General features: G+C 58.9%; 24 protein-coding genes and 1 tRNA gene. 4 read left to right on the top strand and 21 right to left on the bottom strand.

Features of this window, described 5'->3' with window-relative positions:
• Window positions 1-88: 88 nt before the first annotated feature.
• Window positions 89-1,246, bottom strand: coding sequence for an RsmB/NOP family class I SAM-dependent RNA methyltransferase (locus tag GS611_RS03835; RefSeq protein ID WP_171632364.1), 1,158 nt, complete (start codon window positions 1,244-1,246; stop codon window positions 89-91).
• Between the two features lie 92 nt (window positions 1,247-1,338).
• On the bottom strand, window positions 1,339-2,787 hold the full coding sequence (gene guaB, locus GS611_RS03830; RefSeq protein WP_171632362.1) for an IMP dehydrogenase: 1,449 nt from the start codon (window positions 2,785-2,787) through the stop codon (window positions 1,339-1,341).
• Between the two features lie 216 nt (window positions 2,788-3,003).
• Here guaB and GS611_RS03825 point away from each other — a divergent pair, with 216 nt between their 5' ends.
• Window positions 3,004-5,049 (top strand): ASKHA domain-containing protein, encoded by a 2,046-nt coding sequence (locus GS611_RS03825; protein WP_171633826.1) that lies wholly within the window; start codon window positions 3,004-3,006, stop codon window positions 5,047-5,049.
• A gap of 52 nt (window positions 5,050-5,101) precedes the next feature.
• On the opposite strand, the gene GS611_RS03820 is transcribed toward GS611_RS03825, so the two are convergent.
• The 11 genes from GS611_RS03820 to GS611_RS03770 all read right to left on the bottom strand — a co-directional run bounded on the left by GS611_RS03820 (window position 5,102) and on the right by GS611_RS03770 (window position 14,118).
• Window positions 5,102-6,208, bottom strand: coding sequence for an alpha-hydroxy acid oxidase (locus GS611_RS03820; RefSeq protein ID WP_171632359.1), 1,107 nt, complete (start codon window positions 6,206-6,208; stop codon window positions 5,102-5,104).
• Window positions 6,208-6,762, bottom strand: coding sequence for a sulfopyruvate decarboxylase subunit beta (gene comE / locus GS611_RS03815; protein ID WP_171228302.1), 555 nt, complete (start codon window positions 6,760-6,762; stop codon window positions 6,208-6,210). Before comE ends, GS611_RS03820 begins: the two co-directional genes overlap by 1 nt.
• Window positions 6,759-7,265, bottom strand: a complete 507-nt coding sequence (gene comD / locus GS611_RS03810) for a sulfopyruvate decarboxylase subunit alpha (RefSeq protein ID WP_171632355.1) — start codon at window positions 7,263-7,265, stop codon at window positions 6,759-6,761. Before comD ends, comE begins: the two co-directional genes overlap by 4 nt.
• A 49-nt stretch (window positions 7,266-7,314) precedes the next feature.
• The gene (locus tag GS611_RS03805) at window positions 7,315-7,725 is read right to left on the bottom strand and encodes a universal stress protein (RefSeq protein WP_171632352.1); all 411 of its coding nucleotides are present in this window, start codon (window positions 7,723-7,725) and stop codon (window positions 7,315-7,317) included.
• 23 nt (window positions 7,726-7,748) lie between these two features.
• Complete coding sequence (locus GS611_RS03800; protein WP_171632350.1) at window positions 7,749-8,729, bottom strand: zinc-binding dehydrogenase; 981 nt, start codon at window positions 8,727-8,729, stop codon at window positions 7,749-7,751.
• Window positions 8,726-9,487 (bottom strand): SDR family NAD(P)-dependent oxidoreductase, encoded by a 762-nt coding sequence (locus GS611_RS03795; RefSeq protein ID WP_171632347.1) that lies wholly within the window; start codon window positions 9,485-9,487, stop codon window positions 8,726-8,728. The genes GS611_RS03800 and GS611_RS03795 overlap by 4 nt, the downstream gene beginning before the upstream one ends.
• Window positions 9,480-10,787, bottom strand: coding sequence for a histidinol dehydrogenase (hisD, locus tag GS611_RS03790; protein WP_171632344.1), 1,308 nt, complete (start codon window positions 10,785-10,787; stop codon window positions 9,480-9,482). Before hisD ends, GS611_RS03795 begins: the two co-directional genes overlap by 8 nt.
• Before the next feature lie 12 nt (window positions 10,788-10,799).
• On the bottom strand, window positions 10,800-12,128 hold the full coding sequence (locus tag GS611_RS03785) for a TRAP transporter large permease (RefSeq protein ID WP_152458037.1): 1,329 nt from the start codon (window positions 12,126-12,128) through the stop codon (window positions 10,800-10,802).
• 11 nt (window positions 12,129-12,139) lie between these two features.
• On the bottom strand, window positions 12,140-12,652 hold the full coding sequence (locus GS611_RS03780) for a TRAP transporter small permease (protein WP_171115839.1): 513 nt from the start codon (window positions 12,650-12,652) through the stop codon (window positions 12,140-12,142).
• Between the two features lie 111 nt (window positions 12,653-12,763).
• On the bottom strand, window positions 12,764-13,909 hold the full coding sequence (locus GS611_RS03775) for a TRAP transporter substrate-binding protein (protein WP_171632341.1): 1,146 nt from the start codon (window positions 13,907-13,909) through the stop codon (window positions 12,764-12,766).
• 23 nt (window positions 13,910-13,932) lie between these two features.
• Complete coding sequence (locus GS611_RS03770) at window positions 13,933-14,118, bottom strand: hypothetical protein (RefSeq protein ID WP_171115836.1); 186 nt, start codon at window positions 14,116-14,118, stop codon at window positions 13,933-13,935.
• A 134-nt stretch (window positions 14,119-14,252) separates the two neighbouring features.
• Between GS611_RS03770 and GS611_RS03765 the strand changes: the two genes are divergently transcribed.
• Window positions 14,253-15,275, top strand: a complete 1,023-nt coding sequence (locus GS611_RS03765) for a LacI family DNA-binding transcriptional regulator (protein WP_171632337.1) — start codon at window positions 14,253-14,255, stop codon at window positions 15,273-15,275.
• A 124-nt stretch (window positions 15,276-15,399) separates the two neighbouring features.
• On the opposite strand, the gene GS611_RS03760 is transcribed toward GS611_RS03765, so the two are convergent.
• The 6 genes from GS611_RS03760 to GS611_RS03735 all read right to left on the bottom strand — a co-directional run bounded on the left by GS611_RS03760 (window position 15,400) and on the right by GS611_RS03735 (window position 20,952).
• Window positions 15,400-15,473: transfer RNA gene (locus GS611_RS03760), tRNA-Gly, on the bottom strand.
• Window positions 15,474-15,543: 70 nt separating this feature from the next.
• On the bottom strand, window positions 15,544-16,371 hold the full coding sequence (locus GS611_RS03755) for a polyphosphate kinase 2 family protein (protein ID WP_171632335.1): 828 nt from the start codon (window positions 16,369-16,371) through the stop codon (window positions 15,544-15,546).
• A 126-nt stretch (window positions 16,372-16,497) separates the two neighbouring features.
• Window positions 16,498-17,559, bottom strand: a complete 1,062-nt coding sequence (locus GS611_RS03750) for a methyltetrahydrofolate cobalamin methyltransferase (RefSeq protein WP_171632332.1) — start codon at window positions 17,557-17,559, stop codon at window positions 16,498-16,500.
• 9 nt (window positions 17,560-17,568) lie between these two features.
• On the bottom strand, window positions 17,569-18,495 hold the full coding sequence (locus GS611_RS03745; protein ID WP_171328330.1) for a methylenetetrahydrofolate reductase: 927 nt from the start codon (window positions 18,493-18,495) through the stop codon (window positions 17,569-17,571).
• Between the two features lie 25 nt (window positions 18,496-18,520).
• Entirely contained in the window at window positions 18,521-18,817 is a 297-nt protein-coding gene (locus GS611_RS03740) for a virulence factor (protein ID WP_171632330.1), read from the bottom strand.
• Window positions 18,818-19,065: 248 nt separating this feature from the next.
• Window positions 19,066-20,952, bottom strand: coding sequence for a PhoX family phosphatase (locus GS611_RS03735; RefSeq protein ID WP_171632328.1), 1,887 nt, complete (start codon window positions 20,950-20,952; stop codon window positions 19,066-19,068).
• A 180-nt stretch (window positions 20,953-21,132) separates the two neighbouring features.
• Here GS611_RS03735 and GS611_RS03730 point away from each other — a divergent pair, with 180 nt between their 5' ends.
• Together GS611_RS03730 and GS611_RS03725 are read left to right on the top strand one after the other, a co-directional pair.
• Window positions 21,133-22,245 (top strand): Ppx/GppA phosphatase family protein, encoded by a 1,113-nt coding sequence (locus GS611_RS03730; protein WP_171115826.1) that lies wholly within the window; start codon window positions 21,133-21,135, stop codon window positions 22,243-22,245.
• The gene (locus GS611_RS03725) at window positions 22,245-22,967 is read left to right on the top strand and encodes an RlmE family RNA methyltransferase (RefSeq protein WP_171632325.1); all 723 of its coding nucleotides are present in this window, start codon (window positions 22,245-22,247) and stop codon (window positions 22,965-22,967) included. The genes GS611_RS03730 and GS611_RS03725 overlap by 1 nt, the downstream gene beginning before the upstream one ends.
• Before the next feature lie 275 nt (window positions 22,968-23,242).
• Here GS611_RS03725 and GS611_RS03720 read toward each other — a convergent pair whose 3' ends face one another.
• Window positions 23,243-25,144 (bottom strand): cytochrome c3 family protein, encoded by a 1,902-nt coding sequence (locus GS611_RS03720; protein WP_171632322.1) that lies wholly within the window; start codon window positions 25,142-25,144, stop codon window positions 23,243-23,245.
• Complete coding sequence (locus GS611_RS03715; RefSeq protein WP_171632320.1) at window positions 25,141-26,007, bottom strand: YihY/virulence factor BrkB family protein; 867 nt, start codon at window positions 26,005-26,007, stop codon at window positions 25,141-25,143. Before GS611_RS03715 ends, GS611_RS03720 begins: the two co-directional genes overlap by 4 nt.
• Window positions 26,008-26,027: the final 20 nt, after the last annotated feature.

The raw sequence follows: 26,027 nt of genomic DNA, 5'->3' as shown, positions 1-26,027 counted from the left end.
ATCGGCTATAACGGCCAAAATTGGTTAATTCCCGCTTAACGACGTTCGGAAAGCAGCAATCTACCCAAGGTTGTTATTTGCCAAAAGCTCAGCGCGTCAAGTGCGACGTAAAGAACCCGTCAGATTCGTGTGTAACGTGCCACGTTTTCCGGAAGGTTTCCCGCCACTGGGAAAAGTGATCCAGAAAATCGTCTATGATCGCGCCGTTTTCATCGTTCAGAACCGAACAGGTTGCGTAAGCCAACAGGCCGCCCGGATGCACCAAAGGCGCAATGTCGGATAAAATACGGGCCTGAATGGTGGTGAGGTCCAGCAAGCGATCCTCGGTCAAGGCCCATTTCCCGGCCGGCGCCCTTCGCCACGATCCGCTGCCAGAGCACGGCGCATCAACTAAAACAACATCAAACGGATCAACACCTGAAAGGTCATCGGTGTTGAGGATGGTTATCTTTGCGCCTGCTCGTTCCGCCCGCGTCGGAATATCTTTCATGCGGCCGGAATTCACATCATGGGCGTACACTTCGACGCCCTCGTGCGCTGCAAGCGCCAGCGCCTTGCCGCCACCACCCGCGCAATAATCCAGAACGCGCATTCCCGGCCGCAGATCCAGCGCGGCCACAACCGCCTGGCTTGCAGCGTCCTGAAGTTCGACCAGGCCCCGGGCATAGGCCTGGCTTTGGGCAATGCGCCGGGCCCCCTCTGTCACTTCAAGGGCGGTTTGGCATACCTGAACCGGATGGGCGACAATACCCTCGGACTTCAAGGCGTCGATGGCCTCGCCCAGATCGGTTCTTCCCAAGTTGACCCGCAGATGAACGGGTGCCCGGTTCTGCAAAGACATCGCGCAAGGAACCATGGCATCCTTCAGAGAGTCAACGAACCGAGGCCACAGCCACTCCGGAATGTCATATCTCTCGGCCTCGGACGCGAAATCCCGCGCCGCTTCCGTTTCCTGAACCGGCATCGGAGCGTGACGGTCGCCGGTGAACAACTCGGCCAGATCCCCGCCTGACGCACGGGTCGCACCGATCATCAAACCGCGCCCGGTGTCGGACCCTCCCAACGCAGCGTACGAGCGCTTGCGTCGCAGCGCGTCGAATACGTGATCGCGAATGGCTGCCCGATCCTTGGATCCGGCGAAGCGACTGCGCCGAGCCCAGCCGGTGAGTGCTTTTTCGACCGGCGCGCCAGCCAGAATATCATCCAGAATTTCGATCGAGGCCTGAACACGGGCGGCGGGTGTCATTGTGGAATACCTCGGCGGAAATGGGCCCGGCTGGCCGATCCAAGTGGCAAATAGGCACCCGTATACGGGTGCCATGTGTCTTGCTGGATGGCTTACATGACCCGGTAGTTCGGGCTTTCGCGGGTGATCTGAACATCATGCACGTGGCTTTCCTTCAGACCAGCGCCTGTAATTTTCACGAAATTGCAGTTCTTGCGCATCTCTTCGATAGTGGCGCAGCCGGTATACCCCATCGCCGCACGCAAGCCGCCAACCAGCTGGTGGATCACGGCACTGGCCGAGCCTTTGTAGGGCACCTGCCCTTCGATGCCTTCGGGCACCAGTTTGTCATTGGCTGCATCTTTCTGGAAATAGCGGTCGGCTGAACCGCGCGCCATTGCACCCAGGCTGCCCATCCCGCGATAGGATTTGAACGAACGGCCCTGATACAGGATCACCTCGCCCGGGCTTTCGTCGGTGCCCGCAATCATCGACCCGACCATGGCGCAGGACGCCCCGGCCGCGATCGCCTTTGCAAAGTCACCCGAGAACTTGATGCCACCATCCGCGATGACCGGAACGTCGCCCGCTGCCGCCGCACAATCGCTGATCGCGGTCAACTGCGGGACGCCAACCCCCGCCACCATCCGTGTGGTACAGATCGATCCCGGGCCGATGCCCACCTTGATCGCGTCGGCACCAGCATCGATCAGGGCTTTGGTCGCTTCTCCTGTTGCAACGTTCCCGGCAATGATCTGAACCTCGTTCGACAGGGTCTTGACCCGCTTTACAGCGTCCAGCACGCCCTGAGAATGACCATGCGCCGTATCGACGACGATGATGTCGACACCCGAATCCACCAATTGCTCGGATCGTTCGAACCCGGCATCCCCGACTGACGTCGCCGCAGCGACCCGCAGGCGACCCAGGCGGTCCTTGCAGGCGGTTGGGTTCAAAACGGCCTGCTCTGTATCCTTAAGCGTCAGTAGACCGGTCAGCTTGCCGCCACCATCCACGACCAGCAGCTTTTCGATACGGCGCGCCCGCATCAGGCTTTTGGCTTCTTCCAGATCGGCCGGTTCCTGTAGCATCGCCAGGTTTTCCGAAGTCATCATCGCGTGTACCGGCGTATCGTCCGAGTTCGCAAAGCGCATGTCGCGGTTGGTCAGAATACCCACCACGCGGCCCTGCTCGTCGACGACCGGAAAACCGGTGAAGTTGTAGCGCTGTACCAGCGCGTTGGCGTCCGCCAATGTCTGATCCACCCGCAATGTCACCGGGTTATAGACAATACCGGATTCAAACCGCTTGACCCGGCGGACTTCGCGGGCCTGTTCTTCCACCGAAAGGTTCTTGTGTACCACACCGATGCCGCCCGCCTGAGCCATGGCAATGGCCATGCGCGCCTCGGTCACGGTGTCCATGGCCGAACTCAGCAATGGGATGTTCATGGTGATTTCGCGCGTCACACGCGTGGTCGTATCCGCGGTTGCCGGCAGCACGGAAGATGCGCCCGGAACCAGGAGAACGTCGTCAAAGGTAAGTGCCTCACGAATCTGCATCTGAATACCCCATGCAAAAGCCCGTTTGGCGGTGACCCTATTACATGGATTGAACCAAAGGAAAAGCCCTTGGGGGCAACTCTTTGGCTCTGGTTGTCGTTGCAGTGGAAGAAAACGACGCTCGTTGTGCAGATCGTGCCGCAGATGGTCTTTCCCTTTTCGCGCAAACCCATATCTTGCCCGGCATACGCGCGAATATGAAAAGGTATGTCACTGATGACCACCGACCCTCTTGTCGTCTTTACCCCTTCCGGCAAACGCGGGCACTTCCCCGTCGGCACCCCAATTCTGACGGCAGCCCGTCAATTGGGGGTGGATCTGGATTCGGTCTGCGGGGGCCGCGGCATCTGTTCAAAGTGCCAGATCACACCCAGCTATGGTGAATTTCCCAAGCACGGCGTCACGGTGTCAGAGGATGCGTTAAGCGAATGGAACGCCGTCGAACAACGTTATGAGGACAAACGTGGTCTGAAACCGGGCCGCCGTCTGGGCTGTCAGGCCTCGGTTCAGGGCGACGTGGTGATCGACGTACCGCCGGAAAGCCAGGTGCACCGGCAGGTCGTGCGCAAGGCGGCAGCCGCGCGTGCCATCACGATGGACCCGGCCACGCGCCTTTACTTCGTTGTGGTGGAAGAACCCGACATGCATTCGCCCACCGGCGATCTGGAACGGCTCGAGCGCGCGTTGCGCGAACAGTGGGACATCGAAGCCGTCACGGCGGACCTGACGCTGATGTCCAAACTTCAACCGGTTCTGCGCAAGGGTAAATGGGAAGTCACCGTGGCGGTCCACAAAGGTCACAAGGACAGCGTGGCGCGTATCGTCGAAATCTGGCCCGGCCTGCATGAAGGCGGGCTGTATGGTCTGGCCATCGACCTCGGATCGACCACCATCGCCGCGCATCTGACCGATCTGGAAACCGGCGAGGTCAAGGCATCCTCCGGCCTCATGAATCCCCAGATCCGGTTCGGCGAAGACCTGATGAGCCGCGTTTCGTATTCCATGATGAACCCCGGCGGCGATCAGGAGATGACCAAGGCAGTGCGCGAGGCAATCAATGACCTGGCCACGTCGATTGCCGAAGAGGCAGGCATCGATGCCTCTCTGATCGTGGAAACTGTGTTCGTCTGCAACCCGGTCATGCATCACTTGCTGCTGGGGCTGGACCCGGTGGAACTGGGTCAGGCCCCGTTTGCGTTGGCAACGTCGGAAAGCATGTCCCTGCCCGCCCGCGACATGGATCTGACAACCATGAACCCACGCGCGCAGGTCTATATCCTGCCCTGTATCGCAGGCCATGTGGGCGCGGACTGCGCGGCGGTGGCCCTGTCTGAAGAACCCGGAAAGTCGCAGGATCTGGTTCTGATCGTCGACGTGGGCACCAACGCCGAAATCCTGCTTGGCAATACCAGCCGCGTGCTCGCCTGCTCCTCGCCCACCGGGCCTGCTTTCGAAGGCGCTCAGATCAGTTCAGGCCAGCGCGCCGCACCCGGGGCGATCGAGAGAATTGAGATAGACCCTGTCACCAAGGAACCCCGGTTCCGCGTCATCGGGTCTGAAAAATGGTCCGACGAAGAGGGCTTTGATCAGGAAATCGCCACGACCGGGATCACAGGCATCTGCGGATCCGGTATCATCGAAGCAGTGGCCGAGATGCGTATCGCAGGCCTGCTGGACGAAGGCGGCCTGATCGGATCGGCGGAACAGACCGGCACTGCACGCTGCGTGCCCGAAGGTCGCACACACGCCTATCTGATCCACGATGCCAGCGCCGAAGGCGGCCCCCGCATCACGGTCACGCAGGGTGACATCCGTGCCATCCAGCTTGCGAAATCCGCATTGTACGCAGGTGCACGCCTGCTGATGGACGAAATGAAAGTCGAAAAAGTGGATCGCGTGGTTCTGGCCGGTGCGTTCGGCGCGCATATCTCGACCAAACACGCCATGGTGCTGGGAATGATACCCGATGCGCCGCTGGAAAAAGTCTCGAGCGCGGGCAACGCCGCAGGCACCGGCGCACGTATCGCGCTGTGCAATATCGGATCGCGCGCCGAGATCGAGCGCGTCGTGCGCGAGATCACCAAGATCGAAACCGCCATTGAGCCGAAGTTTCAGGATCATTTCGTGGCCGCCAATGCGATCCCGCACAAGACGGATCCGTTTCCGGAACTGGCCCAGGTTGTCACACTGCCCAACCCAAGCTTCAACACCGGCGGCGAAACCGAAGCAGGCGGCGGGCGGCGTCGCAGGCGCCGCGGTTAAACCGACAGTTCAATGCCCCGTGGGAAACCTCGGGTCATTGCCGTCACCCACATCAGGCGTTGCGTCTGACCTCGTCCAGCGACGTGACGCCCAGCTGGGCCATGGCGATGCTGATTTCTTCGCTGAGTACCGACCATAGCTGCGCCAGACCCTTTTCGCCTTCGGCCGCAATTGCAAACTGAAGGATACGGCCGAAAAAGGCAAAGTCCGCCCCGTTCGCAAGTGCCTTGAGGACGTCTTCACCCGAGCGCAGCCCGCTGTCGTAGAAAAGCGGAAAATCCGGACCGACGGCCTTGCGTATCTCGGGCAGAACCGTGATTGGCGCGGGCGCACTTTCCAACTGGCGCGCACCATGGCTTGAGACCTGAATGGCGTCCACGCCCGCTGACTTGAGCCTTTGCGCGTCGTCTGTATCCAATACGCCTTTGACCACCAGATTTCCGGTCCACTGGTCGCGCAGACGGGCCAATGTCTCCCACGTGGCCTTGGCGCGGCTTTCGGTGCGGTCGAAGTCGTAGCCATCCATCCGGAAATTCGCCATTTCCGGCTTGCCTTTCAGCAGGACCGGCAAGGACCACCGGGGGTGCAGGGCAAAATCCATCACCTGCTTTGGCCCCATTTTGAAAGGCATCTTGAACCCATGACGCAACTCGCGCGGGCGTCGGCCAACCTCGGGCACATCCACGGTCAGCACCAGTGTCTCGTACCCCGCTGCCTTGGCGCGATCGACCAGCTTGAACGTGCCGCTGCCATCGCCGCTGAAATACAGCTGGAACCAGGCATGGCCTTCCGCTTCGACGATCAGATCCTCCATCGCGGTCGAGGCCACAGTCGAAACCCCAAGCGGCACCTCGTGGCGTGCCGCGATGCGGGCCAGCATCAAGTCGGCCCCCGGTGCAGACAAATTGCACATACCCATCGGCGCGATACCAAACGGGCGTTTCGCGGGCCGGTCGAACAGCGAACTTGCCAGAGATCTTTCACTGACGTCGCGCAGGATACGCGGGCGCAAAGTCATTGCATCCAAAGCGGACCGATTGCGACCGGCACCCATCTCGGCCCCGGCTGCACCATCAATATAGTCGAACACCATCCACGGAAGACGCCGCCGCGCCAGGCGGCGGGCGTCCTCGGCGCTGTGGATGGCGCTTGCGCCCATCAGGCCTGAACGGCCTTCATGAAGCGGTCGCGGATGACCACCGGATCCATCGTGATCGGCGGCATCTTGGCATTGCCGCTTTCGCATTTGCTGACGATGATGGTCATCTGTTTGGCATCCAGCGCCTCTTGCAGTACGCGCCCGGTGTCTTCGGCGGCACATTCGATCACGCGCTCACACCCGGCGGCCTCGGCCATTTTGGCCAGCGAGGTCTTCTGCCCCGCATAGGTCGGCTGATCGCCGGTCGAGCCGTACGAGCCATTGTCCACGATCAGCAGGATGTAATTGTCCGCCACGTTGTTGGCGATCGTTGGCAGGGTGCCCAGATTGGTCAGGATCGAGCCGTCGCCGTCGATGACGATCACCGGCTTCGGCTGTGACAGCGCCAACCCCAGACCGATCGAGGACGCAAGCCCCATGGTGCCGAGCATGTAGAAGTTGGTTGGCTGGTCGTCGATGGCATGCAGTTCCTGGCTGGGGATGCCGATGTTACAAACAACCAGTTGATCACGCAGGATCGGGGCGATTTCCTTCAGGATTTCAGAACGGATCATTGGTCGCCATAGCCTCCCCAGAAATTGGCGTCGGTCAGGATGGCGACCGGCTTGTTGCACATGAAGGTATATTTCAGGATCGCGTCGAGCTCTTCGACATCGGCCTGATGGTGGAAGTGGTAGGTGGGGATGTTCAGCTGAGCCAGCAGCGCCTTGGTGTGAACCGCCATTTCAACCTGGCAGGCAATCGGTTCGCGCAGTTCCCCCCGGTACGATATCAGCATCGGTAGCGGCATCCGGTAATACTGGATCAGCGTCGCCAGCGTATTGATCGTCACGCCAATGGCTGTGTTCTGCATGATGATCGCGGGCCGCTTGCCGCCCATCCACGCTCCTGCACACAGGCCCATCCCTTCGTCTTCCTTGTTGGACGGGATGTGATAGATGCCTTCGCGCTCGTCGATTTCCGCGATGACACCTGCCAATTGCTTGCACGGGACAGTGGTGACAAACGAGATATCGTTGGCCAGCAGATCGTCGGTGATCTTTTTGTCTATGTTCATGATCCAGCTTTTGGTCCTGTTTGGGGCGCTAGACGCGCGATTGAGGAATTCAGGCCCTTCGGTGCACGTGTACGGCACAGGGGGCATGGCGGACGACGCGCGAAGCGGTCGATCCCAGGAAGTAGTCGCTCAGGTCCGGCTTGTGCGAGCCGATTACGATACAGTCGACATTCTTGCTGCTGGCATAGTCGATGATTGACCGCGCGGTATGGCCTTTGACGATTTCGGCCCTCACCCCTTCAAGCCCTTCGACTTTTTGCAACAGTTGCAAACGGGCCCGTTCGAACCCTTCGGCGACAACCGATTTGTCCAGATAGGCGCTGACCGATCCCTGAGGCATCTCGTAGACATGCAGCGCAATTATTTCTGCGCCCTCTCCTGACAAGGCCCGTGCGATTTCCAGCGTGTGTTGCGATATGCCGTGATCCAAAGCTAACGGGACCAGTATTTTCGTGTACATGAAGGTCTCCAGTTCTGTCAGTTCTATCCCCAGGGTCTCAGGATAATCTTCGGTGCGGCCACGGCGCCAGACCGGATATCGCAAAACGCTTGCGCTCCGTCGGCCAGGGCGCGTTCTTCTATCCAGTCCAGAGCCCCCAGCCGCCCGTCAAAGATCGCCTGAGCCGTCTGGCGAAAGTCTTTGGTGGTGTATGTGTAAGTCCCTATGAATGTGATTTCCTGCAAGGTCATCCGGCGAATATCCAGACCACCGGTATCCTCACCCAAACCCACATGCGCGATCACGCCGCCCGGTTCGGCCTTGGCCGAGGCAACCGACCGCGTCGCAGCGTACCCCACGGCATCTATGACCAACGGGTAAGTCCCTTTGGCTGACTCCACCAGCGCAAAGCTTTCGATTTTCGCCAGGTAGTTGCGACGCAGCTGGTTTGGTTCCGCGATGGTCACATCGTCAACGCCCATTGCCCGCAAGGCCAATGCCGCCGCAAGGCCGATGGCCCCGCCGCCAATCACCAGTGCGCGACGGTCCATTGCAGGATGCAGAGCCTCGATCCCCAACCGGACCGTATGCCAGCTGACGGCAAGCGGTTCCGCCAGCGCGGCTTTGGCAAACGAAACATCCTTAGGTACTTCAACAAGATTGCTGGCAGGCATTGTAACGTATTGAGCAAACGCCCCTTCGCGCGGAGGCATCGAGATGATCTGGCGATCCGGGCACAGGTTTTCCCGGCCGGCAAGGCAGGCTGCGCATTGCCCGCAGCTTACCAGCGGATTGATCGTGACACGATCACCGGCACGTATCCCGTCAACAATCGCACCGGCCGCCTCGTGCCCCAGGATCAGCGGAGCCGGACGGCGGGCATCATGGCCCAGATAGGCGTGCATGTCCGAGCCGCAGATGCCGACCGCTTCGATCCGGATCAAATGCTCGGACGGACCGGCCTCGGCATCCGGCACATCACCGAACACCATCTGTTCCACTCCTTGGTAAACCAGTGCCTTCATTTGGCTGTGAACCCTCCATCAACCATAAGAACCTGCCCCGTGACATAGCCGGACGCGTTCGAGCACAAAAACAGGATCGGCCCGTCGATATCCTGCATCCGCCCATTGCGCCCTATGCAGGTTTGAGCGGCGTTGCGTTCCGCGCGCTGGGGGTCGTCAAACACGGCCTGGGTCAGCTCGGTCGGAAAGAACCCCGGACCGATTGCGTTGGCGGTAATGCCAAATGGCGACCAGGCTTCGGCCATGGCACGGGTCAATTGCGCGATCCCGGCCTTGGTGGCCCCATAGGCAATGCCGCCCGGAAAGGCCCGCGTCGTTTGCAGCGAGGCGAAATTGACGATGCGCCCCCACCCCTTCCTTTTCATTTCGGGCACCATCGCCTGGCTGAGGAAAAACGGCGCGCTGAGGTTCAGGGCAAGCGTGGCATCCCAGCCATCAGGTGTCACCTCGTCAGCGGGCTCACGCGTGTTGACCCCGGCCGCATGCACCAGAATATCCGGTGCGCCGTACTTGGAATTGATCACCTGCACCAGCCCGCCGATTCCGGCTCGATCCGCGACATCAGCAACAACGGCTTCTGCGTGTTCGCCGATTTCAGCCTGCATCTGCGCCAAAGCGTCGCCGCGCCGCGCCACGCCGACAACACGCGCGCCGGCCGCGGCAAGTGTCCGCGCCACCTGCCGCCCCAGCCCCGAACTGGCGCCGGTGATACAGGCCACCCGGCCCGTCAGGTCAAACAATGTGCGCGGGTCATCCATCAGCGGTCAGATCAAACTGTTCATCCGGGAAATACTTGGCCAGACGCACATCCGCTGCGCGAGCGTGACCTTCCATACCTTCCAGTCGGGAAATCCGTGCGGTAGCTTCTGCGATCGATTTCGATCCTTCACGTGTAGCCCGCTGCCAGGTGACGATCTTCATGTATTTGTGAACACTCAAACCGCCGGTGTAACTGGCCGCACCCGAAGTCGGCAGAACATGGTTCGTTCCGGTTGCCTTGTCCCCGTAGGACACGGTGGTTTCCTCACCCAGGAACAGCGAACCATAGCAGGTCAGGCGATCCAGCCACCAATCCAGATCCTCGGCCTGAACCGTCAGGTGCTCGGGCGCATATTCATCGGAACAGGCGGCCATCTCTTCGCGGTCGGAACAGACAATGACTTCGGCATAGTCGCGCCACGCGGCCGAGGCGTTTTCCCGGTTCAGCTCTGGCAGATCATCGATCAAAACCGGAACCAGCTCCATGACTTTCTGCGCAAGGTCGCGATCATCCGTCACCAGCCAGACGGGCGAATTGTACCCGTGCTCGGCCTGACTAACCAGATCGGTTGCCACCACGTGGGCGTCCGCGGAACTGTCGGCAAGGATCAGGCTGTCGGTCGGACCCGCAATCATGTCGATACCAACCTTGCCGTACAGGATGCGTTTGGCCTCGGCCACGAACTGGTTTCCCGGCCCCACAAGGATATTGGCGCGCGGCAAACCGAACAAACCATAGGTCATGGCGGCCACGCCCTGCACACCGCCCATGGCCAGAATGCTGTCGGCTCCGCAAATATGCGCGGCATAGACAATCGCTGGCGCCACGCCCTCGCCCGGACGGGGCGGAGAACAGGCCGTGATATGACGGCATCCGGCGACCTTGGCCGTTGTCACCGTCATAATCGCGCTGGCGATATGGCTGTAGCGCCCACCGGGAACATAGCATCCTGCTGCATCCACCGGGATCGCCTTTTGCCCCGCAACAAAACCGGGAACGATCTCCATCTGTACGTCCGACACGGTGGCCTTCTGCGTCTCGGCAAAGCGACGGACGTTGTCGTGGGCAAAGCGTATATCGGCCTTCAGTTTTTCCGGCACCTGTACGATGGCCGCATCAATCTCGTCCTGCGTCATCAGGACATTTCCTTCGTACTTGTCGAACTTGAGGGCATATTCCAGTGCTTTGTCGTCGCCACCCGCCTCGATGTCGGCAAGGATGGTCTTGACCGTATCATGCACCTCAGAGGCATGCGATTGAGCGGTGAGAGTCGCCTTTTTCAAATATTCACGAGGCATTTTCAGCAGGTCCTATTGGTAGATTTCAGGAAGCAGGGTGGTCGACACAGCAGGCACGTAGGCAATCAGGATCACCACGATCAGCATGGTCAGTACGAAAGGAACGGCCCGGGCGGCAATCTTCAGAATGGACTCACCGGTAATGCCAGATACGACGAACAGGTTCAGTCCCAGCGGCGGCGTGATAAAGCCCACACCCAACGCGGTGATCATCATGATGCAGAACTGAATCTCGTTCATGCCGATATTGTCGGCCAGCGGTTTCAGGATTGGTGCCAGGATCACGATATTCGGCGTTGTCTCCATCACGCAGCCTGCTGCGATCAGGATGCCGATCATCAGCAAGATCAACAGATAGGGATCATCGGTCAGCGACGTGACCGAGGCCACGAAACCCTGCGGGACACCCATGATCGCAAGTGCTTCGGCCAAAGGTGCCGAGAAGGCGATGATCGGCAGGATGACTCCGTTCACCTTGGCCGAACTGACCAGCATCGATGGAAAATCTGCCAGCGTCAGGGTGCGCAGGATAAAACCCATGATTATAGTGACGACAACGGCCGTTGCGCCGGCTTCAGTCGGGGTCAGGCGACCTGAGAAGATGCCGTAGAAGATGATCCCCGGCACAATGAACGCGTACCAGCCCGATTTCAGCGCCTTGCCCAGATTGGCCAGCCATTCCCCCATGGTCATCATGCCGCCGCCCTCATAGGCATAAAGGCGGTTCATGATGATGTTGGTGATCAGGATCGACACCAGGATGGCCAGACCCGGGATCAAGGCTGCAAGGAACAGGGTCGAGGCGGAAATACCCAGCACGAGGCCGATGATGATATAGGCGATCGAAGGCGGGATCAGGATGCCGGTACAGGCACCAGCCGCAACCAGAGCACAGGCATAGGGGCGCGGATATCCGCTTTCCACCAGCCGGTTGATGGTCATGCGACCCACCGCAGCCGCCCCGGCAGCATCCGACCCTGAAATCGCGGCAAACATACCGCAGACCAGAACCGTGGCCGACCCGAACCCGCCTTTGGCAAAGCATGTCAGCGCCTCGGCCACGTCCAGGAATTTGCGCGACAGACCGGTCCGCACCAGAACGTCTCCGGTCAGAATGAACAACGGAACAGCGGTCAGGGCAAATGCGTCGATACCTGTGAACAGGCTTTCTCCGACCAGGCTGAGGGGCAGATCACCGGACATGATCAGCATCACGATCGCCGCTGTGCCAATGGCGGCCCAAACGGGCACGGCCAAGGCGATCAGGCCTACGAACAGGATCACCGGCAGGTAAAAATCCCAGCCCAGTTCAACGGTTTGATTGAGGGAATTCCAAAGCATTCGTGTTCTCCTCAGTCAAACAGCTTGTCGCCTTCGAAGACGGGGGTGCCGTCCCGAAGCGATTTCACGTCACGCAGGAAAGATTGGATCAGCCGCCATATCATCAGGGCGAATCCGGCGGGCACCGCCATAAGGAACCAGACTTTCGAGACCCGAAGACCATCCGTGACCGAGCCGAACTTGGCCGAGACATGAACCGCCTCATACGACCAGTAGAGCGCGATGATCGCCACGCCGAACATCACGAGATCGCCGAAAATATACAGCACCGCCTTGGGGCGTGGTCCGATGTAATGCATGATCACATCGATCCGGATATGCGCCCGCTCTTTCACCGCAGCCGCGGCACCGATCCAGGCCAGATAGATGAAGGAATACCGAACGATTTCCTCGCCCCAGATCGACGAATAAGCAAAAATCTCGCGCCGCAGCACTTCGATGGCCATGGTAATCACCAGCATCACGTAGAACACCAGCAGCAACCAGCGCTCTGCGTTTCGGTCTATGTTTTGAAGAATGGTCATCTGATCCTCCGGCGCAGGGACAGCCTGACCCGCGCCTGACGTGGCGGGTTGTTGCCGGGCTGACTGAAAGTAAAGTTCGTGGACGCCTGTCTGGCGCCCACGGCTTGGGCCTTAGGCGTCGTGGACGTAGTATTTGCCCTGAGTACCCGCGGCTTCGACCAGCTTTTCGAAGTTTTCCATCGATCCGGCCAGTTCTGTCTTGAACGGATCCCAATCGGCGTTCTGATACCCGCCGGCATCCTGCCATTCCGCCAGTTGGTCGTCACTGAGCGAGTGGAACTGCACCCCGGCCTTGTTCAACTCGGCCATGGCATAGGCGCGGGCCGACGGAACCTTGGACAGGTTCTGATGGCTGGTCATTTCCGACCCCCACATGATGCCTTCCTGCACATCTGCCGGCATCGAGTTGAACCATTCCAGGTTGCAGGAATAAACTTGGCTGTCCGGCACCGCCTGTGTGAAGGTCACATGGCTGAGTATGTCCTTGAACCCAAAGACATAGAGCGCGCCAACCGAAGGATCGAGCGCATCCGCAACGCCCTGCTTGATGGCCGAGGGGGTCTCGCCCCAGGCAACGGGTGTCGGGTTGGCGCCGACCATCCGGTAGTATTGTTGCAGCATCTTCGATCCCGGCACGCGGAACTTGATCCCGCTCATATCACCGGGTGTGAGCACGGCATTGCCGCCCTGACGAACCGCAACCACCCGCGGGTCGATGTTAACATAGAACAGAGCCTTGAACCCTGCCGCTTCGACCTTGGGGTGAACCTCACTTTTCCATGTGTCCGAATGGACGAGGTTGGTGAAACGCTGGTTCGAGCCACACAGGTACGGCATGTTGATCAGGTCGACTGTCGACGCGAACGGCGCGAAATTCGACAGCGAATGCTGCGCGGCCTGGATGGTACCGCCCTGCACTTTCTGCACCAGCGCGCCGCCTGCACCAAGCTGACCGCCGGGGGCCAGTTTGACATAGACCTTGCCGTTGGTGGCGTTCTGAATGTTTTCCTTTAGGTCCAGCTGCATGATCGGATAGCTGCGCGACGCGCCAAGCACATAAGCCGTGGCCACCGTCATCACGTGATCTGCGGCCTTTTCACGCTCGCTCTCTTCCTTCGCGGTCTGCGCGGCGGCCTCGGAAGACCACAAAACGCCCCCTGCCCCAGCGACCAATGCGGCTGTGAATGCGCCACTGGCGCTCAGTTTCAGAAAATTGCGGCGCTCGGCCGATGCCAGTTCGGTCTTGTCGGTTTTCATCAATTGCCCTCCCAAGCAAAAGTTCAGCTGCCGTCTTGTGCGTCCCGGTCAGCTTCCTTTTTCAGAATTGCGACAACGAACAGGATCGAAGCCGCGAACAGAACCAACATCTCTCCAACGTCGCCAAGAAACGCGCTGCTCGCAAAAGCACCCAAAGCGACATTTGCGAAATAGATCGCAAAAACGATGACTGATGCAGCGAGATACATTTCCGGGACTCCCTTCAGAATCGGCTCAGATACCTTTGTAAGCGCTTACATCACAAATGCAAGCGCTTACATAAACGCTTTCATCCCTGGAAAAATGCGACTAACTTAGGCGAACCGGAATTGAGAGTTCGAGAATGTCAAAACATCGGTCCGCACCGACGCTGGATGACGTTGCCAAGGCAGCAGGCGTTTCAACTGCCACCGTGTCACGGTGCCTGAACACCCCGCAACAGGTGGTCGAGGCAACGCGGAAACGTGTTCTGTCTGCCGTAGACACCCTTGGCTACACGCCGAACTTTGCAGCCCGAGTGATGGCTGCACGGCGTTCTTTCACGATAGGTGCGATAATTCCGACGATGGAAAATGCAATCTTTGCAAGGGGGTTGCAGGCGTTCCAAGAGGAGATCCACAAACAGGGCTACACCTTGCTGGTCTCCAGCTCGGCCTACCAGCCGGCCGCAGAAGAAGATCAGATCCGAACGCTGGTTGCACGGGGCGTGGACGGGCTGTTGCTGATCGGGCATGACCGGGACGTACAAATCTACGACTATCTCGAAAAGCGAAAAGTGCCGGCCCTTGTAGCGTGGTCTTTCCTGCCAGACGAACCAATACCGTCCGTCGGGTTTGACAACAGGCGGGCGATGGAGGCTTTGACAAGCAAGATCATCGAATTGGGCCACACACGCCTGGCAACGATTTCAGGCATCAGCAAAGGCAACGACCGTGCGCGTCTTAGGATCCAGGGGATAAAAGACGCGATGTCCCGACATGGACTGTCGCAGGATGAACTGGCCGTGATCGAAACCTCGTACGAGATTGAAAACGGCGCCGATGCGTTCAAGCGTCTCATGTCGAATGACAACCCGCCGACCGCGGTGTTGTGCGGCAACGACGTTCTGGCCGTCGGTGCGGTACGGCAAGCTCAGCAGATGGGACTTCGGGTGCCCGAAGATGTATCGATCACCGGATTTGATGATATCGAGCTAGCGCGCATTGTCGCCCCTGCGCTGACAACTGTCCATGTTCCTCATCGTGACATGGGACGCAAGGCTGCTCAGGCGCTGATTCAGATGATCGAATCCAACGCACCGGGCAAATCTGTTGAACTGCCGACGCACATAGTTGGCAGAGAGTCCTTGCTTGGCCTCAACAGCTAGAACCGGCTTTGCAAACCCGTTGAGCAGATCCGTGGAAACACGTGCCAGCTAGATCCGTAAAGGCGATGGCTAAGCCACGTAACGTCACCTTTTTGATGAATTAACAAAGCCTTACAGTCCGAATTGGAGCGGGTAGCGGGAATCGAACCCGCGCGTTCAGCTTGGGAAGCTGACAGGCTACCATTACATCATACCCGCCTTGTCAGATGAAATAACACCAGAACATCCAGACGTTCAACCCGGATCGTAACCAACCTTTTTCGGGTTCTTACTCGGTTCGGGCCCGCAGGCTGTCAATCAGGGACTGGTCGACGGCCAAGGTCTTGCCCGCTGCTTCCAAAGTACGGCGATCCAGATGCTGGGGGTTCAGATCAACCCCTTCCGAAAACGCCTCGACAATAGCCTTCATGGCCGTAATCCTGGCATATTTCTTGTTGTTGGACGGGATCACGTGCCAAGGGGCAACTTCCGTAGACGTCCGTGCCAGCATTTCATCCACGGCCACCTCTGCGACATCCCATTTTTCGCGGTTTCTGAAATCTTCATAAGTCAGCTTCCAGCGTTTCATCGGGTTGGTCAGCCGTTCGGTAAATCGGCGCATCTGCTCTTCCTGTGAAATGTGGAAGAACAGTTTCACGATTCGAGTCCCGTCATCGACCAGCATTCGTTCGAAATCATTGATTTCCTGATACGCGGCCCGCCAGCGTGTTTCCGGGGTCAGCTTTTCGATCCGCTCAACCAAAACTCGGCCATACCAGCTGCGGTCGAAAGCGGAAATCGCACCCGAAGGCGGCAGGCGTTCCCAGAAACGCAACAGATAATGCCGGTTGAGATAGTAGTTCCGGGGCGCACCGATCGGCCAAACCTTGAAGCTGCGCGGGTCCAGGGCCTGACTGATCCGGCGAATGGTCCCCCCTTTTCCGGCAGCGTCCCACCCTTCGAAAACCAACACGCCCTTGAGCCCGTGAAACAGATAAGCTTGCTGAATTCTCGCCAATCGTGTCTGCAACTTGATCAGCTGATCGAAGTAGACCTTTTTGTTCAGTTTCCTGGTCAGATCTGCATCTGAGAGTTTTGGGGGGTGATGTTTGCTCATGCTGCCACCTGATCAATGCATCCTGGATCAGGGTATTCTGAAACCTTCTGCAAATTCGACATTGATCAGGGTCAAATGCAAAAGGCCGGGCGCTGAGCCCGGCCTTTGCAGTCTGTGTCGTTCAGATCAGGCGCGGCGCCGACGGCCACCACCGCGACGTCCACCTACGGGTCCTGCGGCACCCGCTTCGTCCGGTGCTTTGTTGAACCGGATCCACTCGCCGCCATGCGGGTCGTTGTTGGTCAGCAGGTTGGCGGCGCGGATGGCCTCCATCTCTTTGCCGGCGCGCGGCTTGGTGGAGCCCAGGCCGAACATCTGCACGAACGCCTCGTCATCCATGCCTTCGGGCAGGATGATGCCCGCCGCGGCAACGGCCTCTTTTTTCTCGGCGATTTTTGCCTGCGTCACCGGCAGAGCCACCGGGTTCATGATGGCCGAGGTCATGCCCGCGCCCATCGCCATCGGCAGGAACGCGTTGTTGATGCCGTGACGGTTCGGCAGACCGAACGAGATGTTGGACGCTCCGCAGGTGGTGTTCACGCCCAGTTCTTCGCGCAGACGACGGACCAGCGCGAATACTTGCTGACCGGCGGTCGCCATCGCACCGATGGGCATGACCAGCGGGTCAACCACGATGTCATGTGCAGGGATGCCGAAATCGGCAGCGCGTTCGACGATCTTCTTGGCGACGTCAAAGCGCACATCGGGGTCTTCCGAAATACCAGTGTCATCGTTCGAGATCGCCACGACCGGTACGTTGTACTTTTTGACCAGCGGCAGAACCAGTTCCAGACGTTCTTCTTCACCGGTGACCGAATTCAGCAGCGGACGACCTTCAGCCGCCTCAAGACCGGCTTCCAGCGCGCCCGGAACCGACGAGTCGATACACAGCGGCACGTCAACCAGACCCTGCACCAGCTCGACGATCTTGCGCATCAGCGGTGGTTCGGTCTCGTTCGGGTTGGGGTTCGAGTTGTAGACAACGCCCGCATTGATATCCAGAACGGTCGCGCCAGCCGCTACCTGAGCAATGGCGTCTTTCTCAACGGTCGAAAAGTCGCCCGCTTCCAGCTCGGCGGCCAGTTTCTTGCGGCCGGTCGGGTTGATCCGCTCACCGATCACGCAGAACGGTTCATCAAAGCCCAGGACGGCTGTTTTTGTTTTTGATTCTACGACTGTTCGGGTCATGTCCGTTCCTTAGGAGTTTACAGGCTTTGCCGAAGCGCCGCCGTTATTGATCGCCCAGTTGGCGTTGGTCTTGATCCCGCCCAGCGGGAAGAAGTGCACGTTCGTGATGTTGAAATCCGGGTTGGCCGCCTTGTGGTTGGCCAGTTCGGTCACGACATCGGTCGGCTCATAGGGCAGCAACAGCTTGGAGACATCCATGGCGCGCTTTTGCAGAACCTTCAGAGACGGCCCAACGCCACACGCGATGGCGAATTTGATCAGGGTTTGCAGCTTGGCCGGACCCGCGATTCCGATATGGATCGGCAGATCGATGCCCGCTTCTTTCAGGCTGTCGGCCCAGGCGATGATCGGCTTGGCGTCAAAGGCGAACTGTGTTGCCAGCGCCATTTCGGCATCCGTGGTCTCGTTGAACTTCTGCTTCCAGCGCAACGCGTCATCGACGTTCTTGGTCGAACCGTCCGGGTCGATGTCCTTGTTGCCTTCGGGGTGACCCGCCACGTGCAGGCGCTTGAAGCCCGCCTTGTCAAACAGACCGGTTTCCAGCAGCTGCATCGAGCTGTCGAACTCGCCGTGCGGGTTGGCGACACCGCCCGCCAGCAACAGCGCCTGTTCAACGCCTGCTTCGCCCTGATACATGGCGATCCAGTTCTCCAACGTCGCCGCATCCTTGATGATGCGTGCCGGAAAATGCGGCATGACAGGGTAACCTTCCGCCGCAATTCGCTTGGCCGTCTTGACCATGTCTTCGATGGGCGTGCCCTCGATATGGGCGATATAAACGCGTGTACCCTCGGGCAGCAGCGCGCGGAAATCGTCGACCTTTTCGGCGGTACGCGGCATGACCTCGATCGAATAGCCTTGCAAAAAGGCTTCGACGGTCGGATTTACTGGGCCGCTTTCGACCGCATCACGTTTCTTGAAGTTCAGCAAAGCCATTTCGGCCTCCCATAAAGTCTGGGGCTCATGCCCAACCGTCATTTGCGATCAGCGCTTTGACGCGGTCCTGATCGTATTCCGTTTCCAGACGCACAGCCTCGGCTTCGGCAATCTCGGCAGGATCGCCTTCAATCGCGAAAGGTTCGGCTTTGCGCCATTCGGCCAGATAGGCATCACTGTCCTTGGCGTTCACCTTCATGGCCGCACGGTCGATGGCTTGTTCAAACCGTTCTTCCAACTGCCGCTTTGCGCCCCGACGGCCTTTGCCGACGATGACCTGAGCGGGAATGTCGCGCCAATACACGATGGTGACGTCAGGCATTGCTGTGATTCCTCCTAACCCGATGGGCCGGTTCTAAACTTCAATGTAGGCCTGGGTCGGTCGATTTTCGACACACGACGCTTTCCAAGCGACGTTTTGTGCCCACTGCGGTGTACGTGGCTTTTACCCAGTTTCTGGCAAAACGCGCATATCAAAATTCTCATCGTCTCTATGAAAGCGCTGCATGAAAAAGAAAAACCCCGGACGGTAAAAACCGTCCGAGGCAAGAATTGATGGAGCAAATGGCCTTAGCCGACCAAACCGCCATCTTCGCGCGTAATGGCGATAATGGCCGAGCGCGGCACCGAGTCCCCGCCTTCAGGCCAGTGGCTGTTGCCGTCTTCGCCCGGGTGCTGAATACCGACAAACATCGTACGACGGTCCGGTGACCAGCTGAGACCGGTGACCTCGCATTCGTTGGGGCCAACCAGAAAACGACGGATTTCGCCGGTGACAGGGTCGCCTGCCAGCATCTGGTTGTTGCCCTGCCCGGCGAAGTCACCTTCGTTGCCATAATTGCCATCGGTCTGAATCCACAGCAAGCCGTTGCTGTCGAACTTCAATCCGTCGGGTGAGTTGAACATATTGTCGGCGTTCACGTTCTCGGATCCGGCATAGGCGTCTTGGTGGACGGTGGGATTGCCTGCAAGCACGTACAGATCCCAGCCAAAGCCAGCCGCAGCATGATCGCCGCCATCCGGGCGCCAGCGAACGATCTGACCGTAGTTGTTCTTGTCACGCGGGTTCGGGCCGTTGGCCGAGGTATCGTCTCCCCCTGCATTCGGCTTAACGCCACGGTTCTTGTTGTTGGTCAAGCAACAGTAAACCTCGGGCGCGTTTGGATTAGCCGCAACCCACTCGGGACGATCCATGGTGGTTGCTCCAACCGCCGAACCAGCCTGACGGGTGTGGATGCTGATCTCGGCCTGCGAGGCCATGCCAGTGCTTTCCGGCGTCAGATCAAGCCACTCACCGGTTCCATCGTCGTTGAACTTGGCAACCGAAAGTGTGCCTTGTTCCAACAGCGCGTTTGTGTCCACACCAGCGGCATAAACACCTTCCGAGACAAAGCGGTAAAGAAACTCGCCGCGTTCATCATCGCCCATGTAAACGACCACGCGACCGTCATTGTTCACTATGACTTCGGCGTTTTCGTGCTTGAAGCGTCCCAGAGCGGTCAGTTTTCGCGGAGTCGAGGTTGGATCAGTCGGATCGATCTCAACCACAAAACCAGCACGGTTCGGTTCGTTTGGGTTTTTCGAGACGTCGAACCGGTCATCAATCTTGGCCCAACCGTAACCCCAGTCTTTTGACGATACGCCATAACGTTTCAGATCAGCATTGACCTCGTGATTTTCGTCTTCGGCCGAGAAGTAGCCGTTGAAGTTTTCTTCACAAGCCAGATACGTGCCCCACGGTGTCACGCCATTTCCGCAATTGTTCCATGTTCCCTTGCACGTCGTGCCGGACGGATCGGCGGCCGTTTTCATCAAGTCATGACCGGCGGCCGGACCCGTAATGGACATTTCGGTCTGCGGTGTAACGCGGCGGTTATAGGGGCTGTCCTTAACGATGCCCCACTTGCCATCGGTGTTCGCGATTTCCACGATCGTGACACCATGCGCCATCATGCCCTTTGCGATGTCGTCATCGGATGCTGGCTTGGCGTCCGGATTGTTGCCCCACAGGATGTCACGATTGGTATATTCGTTGTTTACAACCAGCAGAACGTGACCGTCATGCAAGAAAATGTCCTGACCATCGGTATTGTCACCAAAGGCGCGTTCCTGGCTGGCAGCTGTGCCCCGGGTCGCGTGATCAAACTCAGGCGCGTCCGACCAAAGCGGATCGCCCCAGCGCACCATGACCTCGGCCTTGTAACCAGCGGGAACAATGACCTCGTCCGCGGTCGACACTGGAATCGCCTCAAACGCGAAACGGTTCGAAACCGCGTGAGCCCCTGAAGGAATCAGCGAACCACCAACAGCTGTGAAACTACCCATCGCCAAAACGCCGCCCAGAAAACCGCGACGGGACAATGCGCGTTCGACAACGCGATCAAATTCACATTCTTCTGGGCGCGGATTTACAACTTCATCGAATTCGTCGAAGGAAAGGATGCGCTCATCTTTCATTGCGGTCTCCGTATCTGGCTGAGAGCTAATAGATAAACCCGAACGTGGGTTCGCCCATGGAGATCGCATCATTTTGTGAACGGCATGTGACACGCGCGTTAATTTCAAAATTGAAATCACTTGCACGTCAGCAATCCCCCGCCTAGGGTCGGGGTAACTCGAAAATCGGAGGGCGTAAAGATGGCGCCCAAGCGTCCCAAAGGTGCGGGCGCGTTCCCGAAAGCGGTCGAAAGCCCCGCGCCGGCAAGACCCGATCCGGATGCTCTTTATGCGGCACTGGATCTGGGGACAAATAGTTGCCGCATGTTGATAGCCCAGCCCAAGGGAAGTGGGTTCCATGTGGTCGACAGTTTCTCCAAATCCGTGCAGTTGGGCGCGGGTCTGGAACGCACCGGACGACTGTCGCGGGCGTCGATGTCGCGTACCGTTCAGGCATTGCGAATCTGTCAGCAAAAGCTGAAACGCAACAAGGTCAAACGGATGCGTCTGATCGCGACCGAGGCGTGCCGCCGCGCCAAGAACTCGCGCGAATTCATCCGACAGGTGAAGCGCGAAACCGGCCTGACGCTCGAGATCATACAGCCCGAGGAAGAAGCCCGTCTGGCGGTGATTTCCTGTGCCCCACTGGTTTCGACCAAGACCGAGCAGTTGCTGGTCGTCGATATCGGAGGCGGCTCGACCGAATTGGTCTGGATCGACATCTCGTCCGTTCCACGCCGCGACCGACCCGCGGCCATCATGCGGCTGCATCACGGGTTTCACACTGTCGACAGCCCTTTTCCAGCCGCCAAGGTCGTTGACTGGATCAGCGTACCGCTGGGCGTAGCTACGCTGCGGGACCAGTTCAATGATGTTGAGGATGACGCGGCCCGATTTGCGTTGATGAGTTGGTTTTTCGAGGAAAACCTTGCCGACTTTGCCCCCTACAAGGACGAACAGGCGCGCGAAGGGTTTCAGATCGTCGGCACCAGTGGCACGGTCACTACTGTCGCGGCATCGCATCTGGGCCTCAAGCGCTATGACCGGACCAAAGTGGACGGGCTGCGCATGACCAGCGATCAGATTGACAAAGTCATACGCGGGTATTTAGAACTCGGCCCTCATGGGCGGCGCCGAGACCCTCGCATTGGTGAAGACCGGCAAGCCCTGATCATGTCCGGCTCGGCCATATTGCAGGCGTTGCTCCGTTGCTGGCCCACTGACCGCCTTTCGGTGGCGGACCGGGGGCTGCGCGAAGGTCTGCTTTACGCACAGATGAGCGCGGACGGTGTATTGGAAGACGGACCGTTCTAATGGCGAAGACACCAAGTGGAAAAAACAACTCGGGCCGCGGGCAACGCGACCTGAAGGTCAAGGTCAAGACGGCGCGCGGGCGCAAGCTCAGCTCGACCCGCTGGCTGGAACGACAATTGAACGATCCGTATGTCAAACGCGCGCAATCCGAAGGCTATCGGGGACGCGCAGCTTACAAGATTTTGGAACTGGACGACAAATTCCGCTTTCTCGTGCCCGGGGCGCGGGTTGTGGATCTGGGCTGTGCGCCCGGCGGCTGGTGTCAGGTGGCGGTCAAACGCGTGAACGCGCTGGGCGAAAAGTCAGGCAAACGGATCGGAACCGTGCTGGGCATCGACCTGCAAGAAGTCGAACCAATCGCCGGGGCCGAAATCCACGTTCTGGATTTCATGGAGGATGACGCTGACCAGAAGGTCAAAGACTGGCTGGGCGGCAAGGCAGACGTCGTGATGTCGGATATGGCGGCGGCATCTTCGGGGCACAAGCAGACCGATCACCTGCGCATCATGGCGCTGTGCGAAACTGCCGCCTATTTCGCCTTTGACGTTCTGGAAGAAGGCGGCACTTTTGTTGCCAAGGTTCTGGCTGGGGGGGCTGAGGGCGATCTGCAAAAGTTGCTCAAGCAGAAATTCCAGAAAGTCGCCCATGTCAAACCGCCGGCGTCTCGCTCGGACAGTTCGGAAAAATTCGTTGTGGCAACCGGGTTTCGAGGCGGCTCTTAATCATCTAGCCGGATAAGATTTCCGCTCAGACGCTGTTCACGCAAGGACGTGACAGCCATTCCCTGCAACATCAGCGTATCTCCGTGCGTAACGTATGATGGTTCACGGTTGCGCAGGTCTTCGATGCGCTGGGCTAGTGACACCGAACTTGAACCCGGCATCTTCCGCATTGTTGCATCGTTGGACATGGCTCACCTCGGATCAGCACTTTGTTCTTGGCTGTAACAAGGAATTCTGCCGTCAAAATGAAAGAATTCGGGCACGGATGTGCCGGGTCAGCGCCCAAACTGTTGCGACAATTGCAGCAGGTTCGGATCATCCGGCAACCTGTCCAGCGCCTCTTGCAGCACTGTGCGCGCAGCTTCCGGGCCACGATTGATCTGCGCCAGTTGCACTAACATTGGCCACGCCTCTGCCCTCTGCGGGTCCAGCGTCACGACCTCTCTAAACGCCTGTTCCGCCGCTTGCGCGTTGCGAAGCGTCAATGCCATGCCCCCCAGAACGAGATGGGTTTCCGGGGCGTCCAGCCTGTTCGAAATGACCTGCTGCCATTCCGACATGCCCTGCCCAAGCCTGGTCCGCTGCTCGGCCGTCAAGCCCTGCTGCGGTATGCTCAGGAACTCTTTGGCGGCAGCGATGCGCACGTTTCGCAGAGGATCAGACAGCAACGGCTCGAGCCTGCGCACCTGATCTGCCGGGCTGGCCTGACGTTGCAGCGCCGCTGCATTTGCTCGTATCAGCGGGTCAACGTCCTGCAAAAGCGGCGCTGTGTCAGCGGCGATCTGTGGCGACCCAAACGGTTGCAACAGATACGCGGCGGTCGCTCTGACGATCCCGGGCTGCGACGCATCCATTGCGACGGCAAGCAAACCTTCGGGCGTGTCGAGCTGCCCTTCGGCCGCGGCTTTGAAAACTGTCCCATAATGCGGGCGTCGATTTGGCGATCCCGGAAACCAGCCCTCTATCTGGCTTGCGGCCCAGGCCTGATCCTGGTCTTGATGGCAGTCCGTGCAGGCATCAACGCCCAGCCCAAGATCCGGTCGCGGTATGCGAAAACTGTGATCGCGTCGACCGTCGACACCCATGTAGATTCGCTCGATCATGTGGCAGCTTTTGCACTGGGCGCCTTCGCTGTCTTCCGGGTGATTGTGATGCGCAGACGTGTCATAGTCCTTTGCGGAAAGGGTTGCGAATTCCGGATTTCCGGCAGGCGAATGGCACTGTGTGCAAACCCCGTTTCCTTCGGCTTTCAATTCTGCGCTGTGCGGTTCGTGGCAGTTCATGCATCCGACGCCCTGTGCATACATCCGGGATTGCAGGAACGAGCCGTAGACGTAAACCTCATCCAGAATTTGTCCGTCGGGATGATAGGAACCGGGGCGCAGCACGGCCAGATTATAGGCATCATGATACGGGGTTCCCGGAACCGGGTTTCCGTTGCCATGCGCCTCGCGCCGGGAATGACATCCGGCGCATTGCTGTATTTCTTCTTCGGTCCGCCCCTTGCCCCAACTCAACAAAAAGCCGGCATTGGCCAGGCCATCTGAAGAACCCCGTTCCCGGACCCAATCGAGATGTGCGGACCCCGGCCCATGGCAGGCCTCGCACCCGACCCCGATTTCGACCTGTTGTGACGTGTAGCTTCTGGTTTGAGGGTCGTAGTTCTTCTCAAAACCCGTGGCATGACATTCGGCGCAGCGCGCGTTCCAGTTTTTGTAAGGGCCGGTCCAATGCAATCCGTCATCAGGCGGCAGGTCCTGATCAGGGTACAGGTGATACCAGCGCTTTTGCTCTATGTCCCAAACCACGTCGAAACTTTGCAACCGGCCCGGTTCGGTTTCGAAAAGGTATTGCTGCAAGGGTTCGATTCCAACGACGGAATGCACGTCATATTCCGTCGTTGCACCGTCTTTCTCCGTTACACTAGCGGTGAAGCTGCCAGCCTCATTTTTGAACTGGACGGACATCCCGTCATGATCGAACCGGGTACCGTCGAAATCCGCCACAACAGCGCCGCCAGTAGGGTCTGTCCAGGCCAGCGCATGGTGTGACGCGGCCCAGGCTTCGGCTTCTTGTTGATGACAATCGGTACACTGGTCTGAGCCCACATACTCTGGCGTCTGCGCCTGAACTTCACCAGCAATTGCAAGGCAGGCCAGTATCAGGGCAAATCTCATGCCGTATCTCCTTCGGCGGCTTTTTGCAGGTCAATCAATGCACCGTTGTATTCGGCCCCCAAGATCAGGATCGCCGAAAAGAGATACAGGAAAATCAATGCCGCCATGGCCCCCGCCAATCCAGCATAGGTGGCGCTGTAGGTGGCGAACTGGCTGATATAAATTGAAAACGCCCACCCACCGGCAGCCCACAAGACCAAAGTCAACAAGACGCCGGGCAGGATTTGCGTCAAGCTGTGCCTGCGGGTCGGCAGCACGAGATGCGCCAGAAGAACGGTACCCGCAGGAACCGCCACGGTGAACGTCCAGCGCAGGCGATCCACGGAAAACCAGTTGGCCACGGCAACCTCCGTGTGTTCAGCCACCAGTTTCGTATAGACCGGCAAAACCACCTCGACCGCGGCAATGATCAGAATGGCCGACCCGCCCAGAATGACTAGCACCAGACAGAGCAGCCGGGTTTTCCAGAACGGCCAACTGTCTTCGTCGTGGTAGGCCTGATTCATGGCTGCACGTACGGCAGCCACGCCGTTGGAGGCAAAGTAAATCGCCAGCAGCCCCCCCAAGGTGATGACACCCGAGCCGGATCCGGCCAGAACGGCCCGCAGTTCGGCCACGATCGGATCTGCGACGTCCTTGGGCCACGCTCCGAAAATCAGGTCGATCAACTCATCTGTGACATAGCCTTGAGACAACGCCCCTGCCAGCGCCACGGTGAACAGCACAAAGGGAAACAGCGCCATCATCAGCGACATGGCCACATGGCTGCTCATGACAAAACCGTTCTTTCTGCTGAACCGGCGGATCGACAGCCAAAGCGCCTGAACAGGTCGGCCAAACAAGGGATTCGCGGCAGTTGTCATGCTGCAACCCTAACCTGCCG

Source organism: Ruegeria sp. HKCCD6119 (assembly GCF_013110585.1).
GTDB lineage: Bacteria > Pseudomonadota > Alphaproteobacteria > Rhodobacterales > Rhodobacteraceae > Ruegeria.
This window is presented reverse-complemented; position numbering and strand designations above follow the sequence as displayed.

Coding starts and splice junctions, on each gene's coding strand:
- GS611_RS03835 (WP_171632364.1), bottom strand. CDS start 1,246: ATGACACCCGCCGCCCGTGTTCAGGCCTCGATCGAAATTCTGGATGAT.
- guaB (WP_171632362.1), bottom strand. CDS start 2,787: ATGCAGATTCGTGAGGCACTTACCTTTGACGACGTTCTCCTGGTTCCG.
- GS611_RS03825 (WP_171633826.1), top strand. CDS start 3,004: ATGACCACCGACCCTCTTGTCGTCTTTACCCCTTCCGGCAAACGCGGG.
- GS611_RS03820 (WP_171632359.1), bottom strand. CDS start 6,208: ATGGGCGCAAGCGCCATCCACAGCGCCGAGGACGCCCGCCGCCTGGCG.
- comE (WP_171228302.1), bottom strand. CDS start 6,762: ATGATCCGTTCTGAAATCCTGAAGGAAATCGCCCCGATCCTGCGTGAT.
- comD (WP_171632355.1), bottom strand. CDS start 7,265: ATGAACATAGACAAAAAGATCACCGACGATCTGCTGGCCAACGATATC.
- GS611_RS03805 (WP_171632352.1), bottom strand. CDS start 7,725: ATGTACACGAAAATACTGGTCCCGTTAGCTTTGGATCACGGCATATCG.
- GS611_RS03800 (WP_171632350.1), bottom strand. CDS start 8,729: ATGAAGGCACTGGTTTACCAAGGAGTGGAACAGATGGTGTTCGGTGAT.
- GS611_RS03795 (WP_171632347.1), bottom strand. CDS start 9,487: ATGGATGACCCGCGCACATTGTTTGACCTGACGGGCCGGGTGGCCTGT.
- hisD (WP_171632344.1), bottom strand. CDS start 10,787: ATGCCTCGTGAATATTTGAAAAAGGCGACTCTCACCGCTCAATCGCAT.
- GS611_RS03785 (WP_152458037.1), bottom strand. CDS start 12,128: ATGCTTTGGAATTCCCTCAATCAAACCGTTGAACTGGGCTGGGATTTT.
- GS611_RS03780 (WP_171115839.1), bottom strand. CDS start 12,652: ATGACCATTCTTCAAAACATAGACCGAAACGCAGAGCGCTGGTTGCTG.
- GS611_RS03775 (WP_171632341.1), bottom strand. CDS start 13,909: ATGAAAACCGACAAGACCGAACTGGCATCGGCCGAGCGCCGCAATTTT.
- GS611_RS03770 (WP_171115836.1), bottom strand. CDS start 14,118: ATGTATCTCGCTGCATCAGTCATCGTTTTTGCGATCTATTTCGCAAAT.
- GS611_RS03765 (WP_171632337.1), top strand. CDS start 14,253: ATGTCAAAACATCGGTCCGCACCGACGCTGGATGACGTTGCCAAGGCA.
- GS611_RS03755 (WP_171632335.1), bottom strand. CDS start 16,371: ATGAGCAAACATCACCCCCCAAAACTCTCAGATGCAGATCTGACCAGG.
- GS611_RS03750 (WP_171632332.1), bottom strand. CDS start 17,559: ATGACCCGAACAGTCGTAGAATCAAAAACAAAAACAGCCGTCCTGGGC.
- GS611_RS03745 (WP_171328330.1), bottom strand. CDS start 18,495: ATGGCTTTGCTGAACTTCAAGAAACGTGATGCGGTCGAAAGCGGCCCA.
- GS611_RS03740 (WP_171632330.1), bottom strand. CDS start 18,817: ATGCCTGACGTCACCATCGTGTATTGGCGCGACATTCCCGCTCAGGTC.
- GS611_RS03735 (WP_171632328.1), bottom strand. CDS start 20,952: ATGAAAGATGAGCGCATCCTTTCCTTCGACGAATTCGATGAAGTTGTA.
- GS611_RS03730 (WP_171115826.1), top strand. CDS start 21,133: ATGGCGCCCAAGCGTCCCAAAGGTGCGGGCGCGTTCCCGAAAGCGGTC.
- GS611_RS03725 (WP_171632325.1), top strand. CDS start 22,245: ATGGCGAAGACACCAAGTGGAAAAAACAACTCGGGCCGCGGGCAACGC.
- GS611_RS03720 (WP_171632322.1), bottom strand. CDS start 25,144: ATGAGATTTGCCCTGATACTGGCCTGCCTTGCAATTGCTGGTGAAGTT.
- GS611_RS03715 (WP_171632320.1), bottom strand. CDS start 26,007: ATGACAACTGCCGCGAATCCCTTGTTTGGCCGACCTGTTCAGGCGCTT.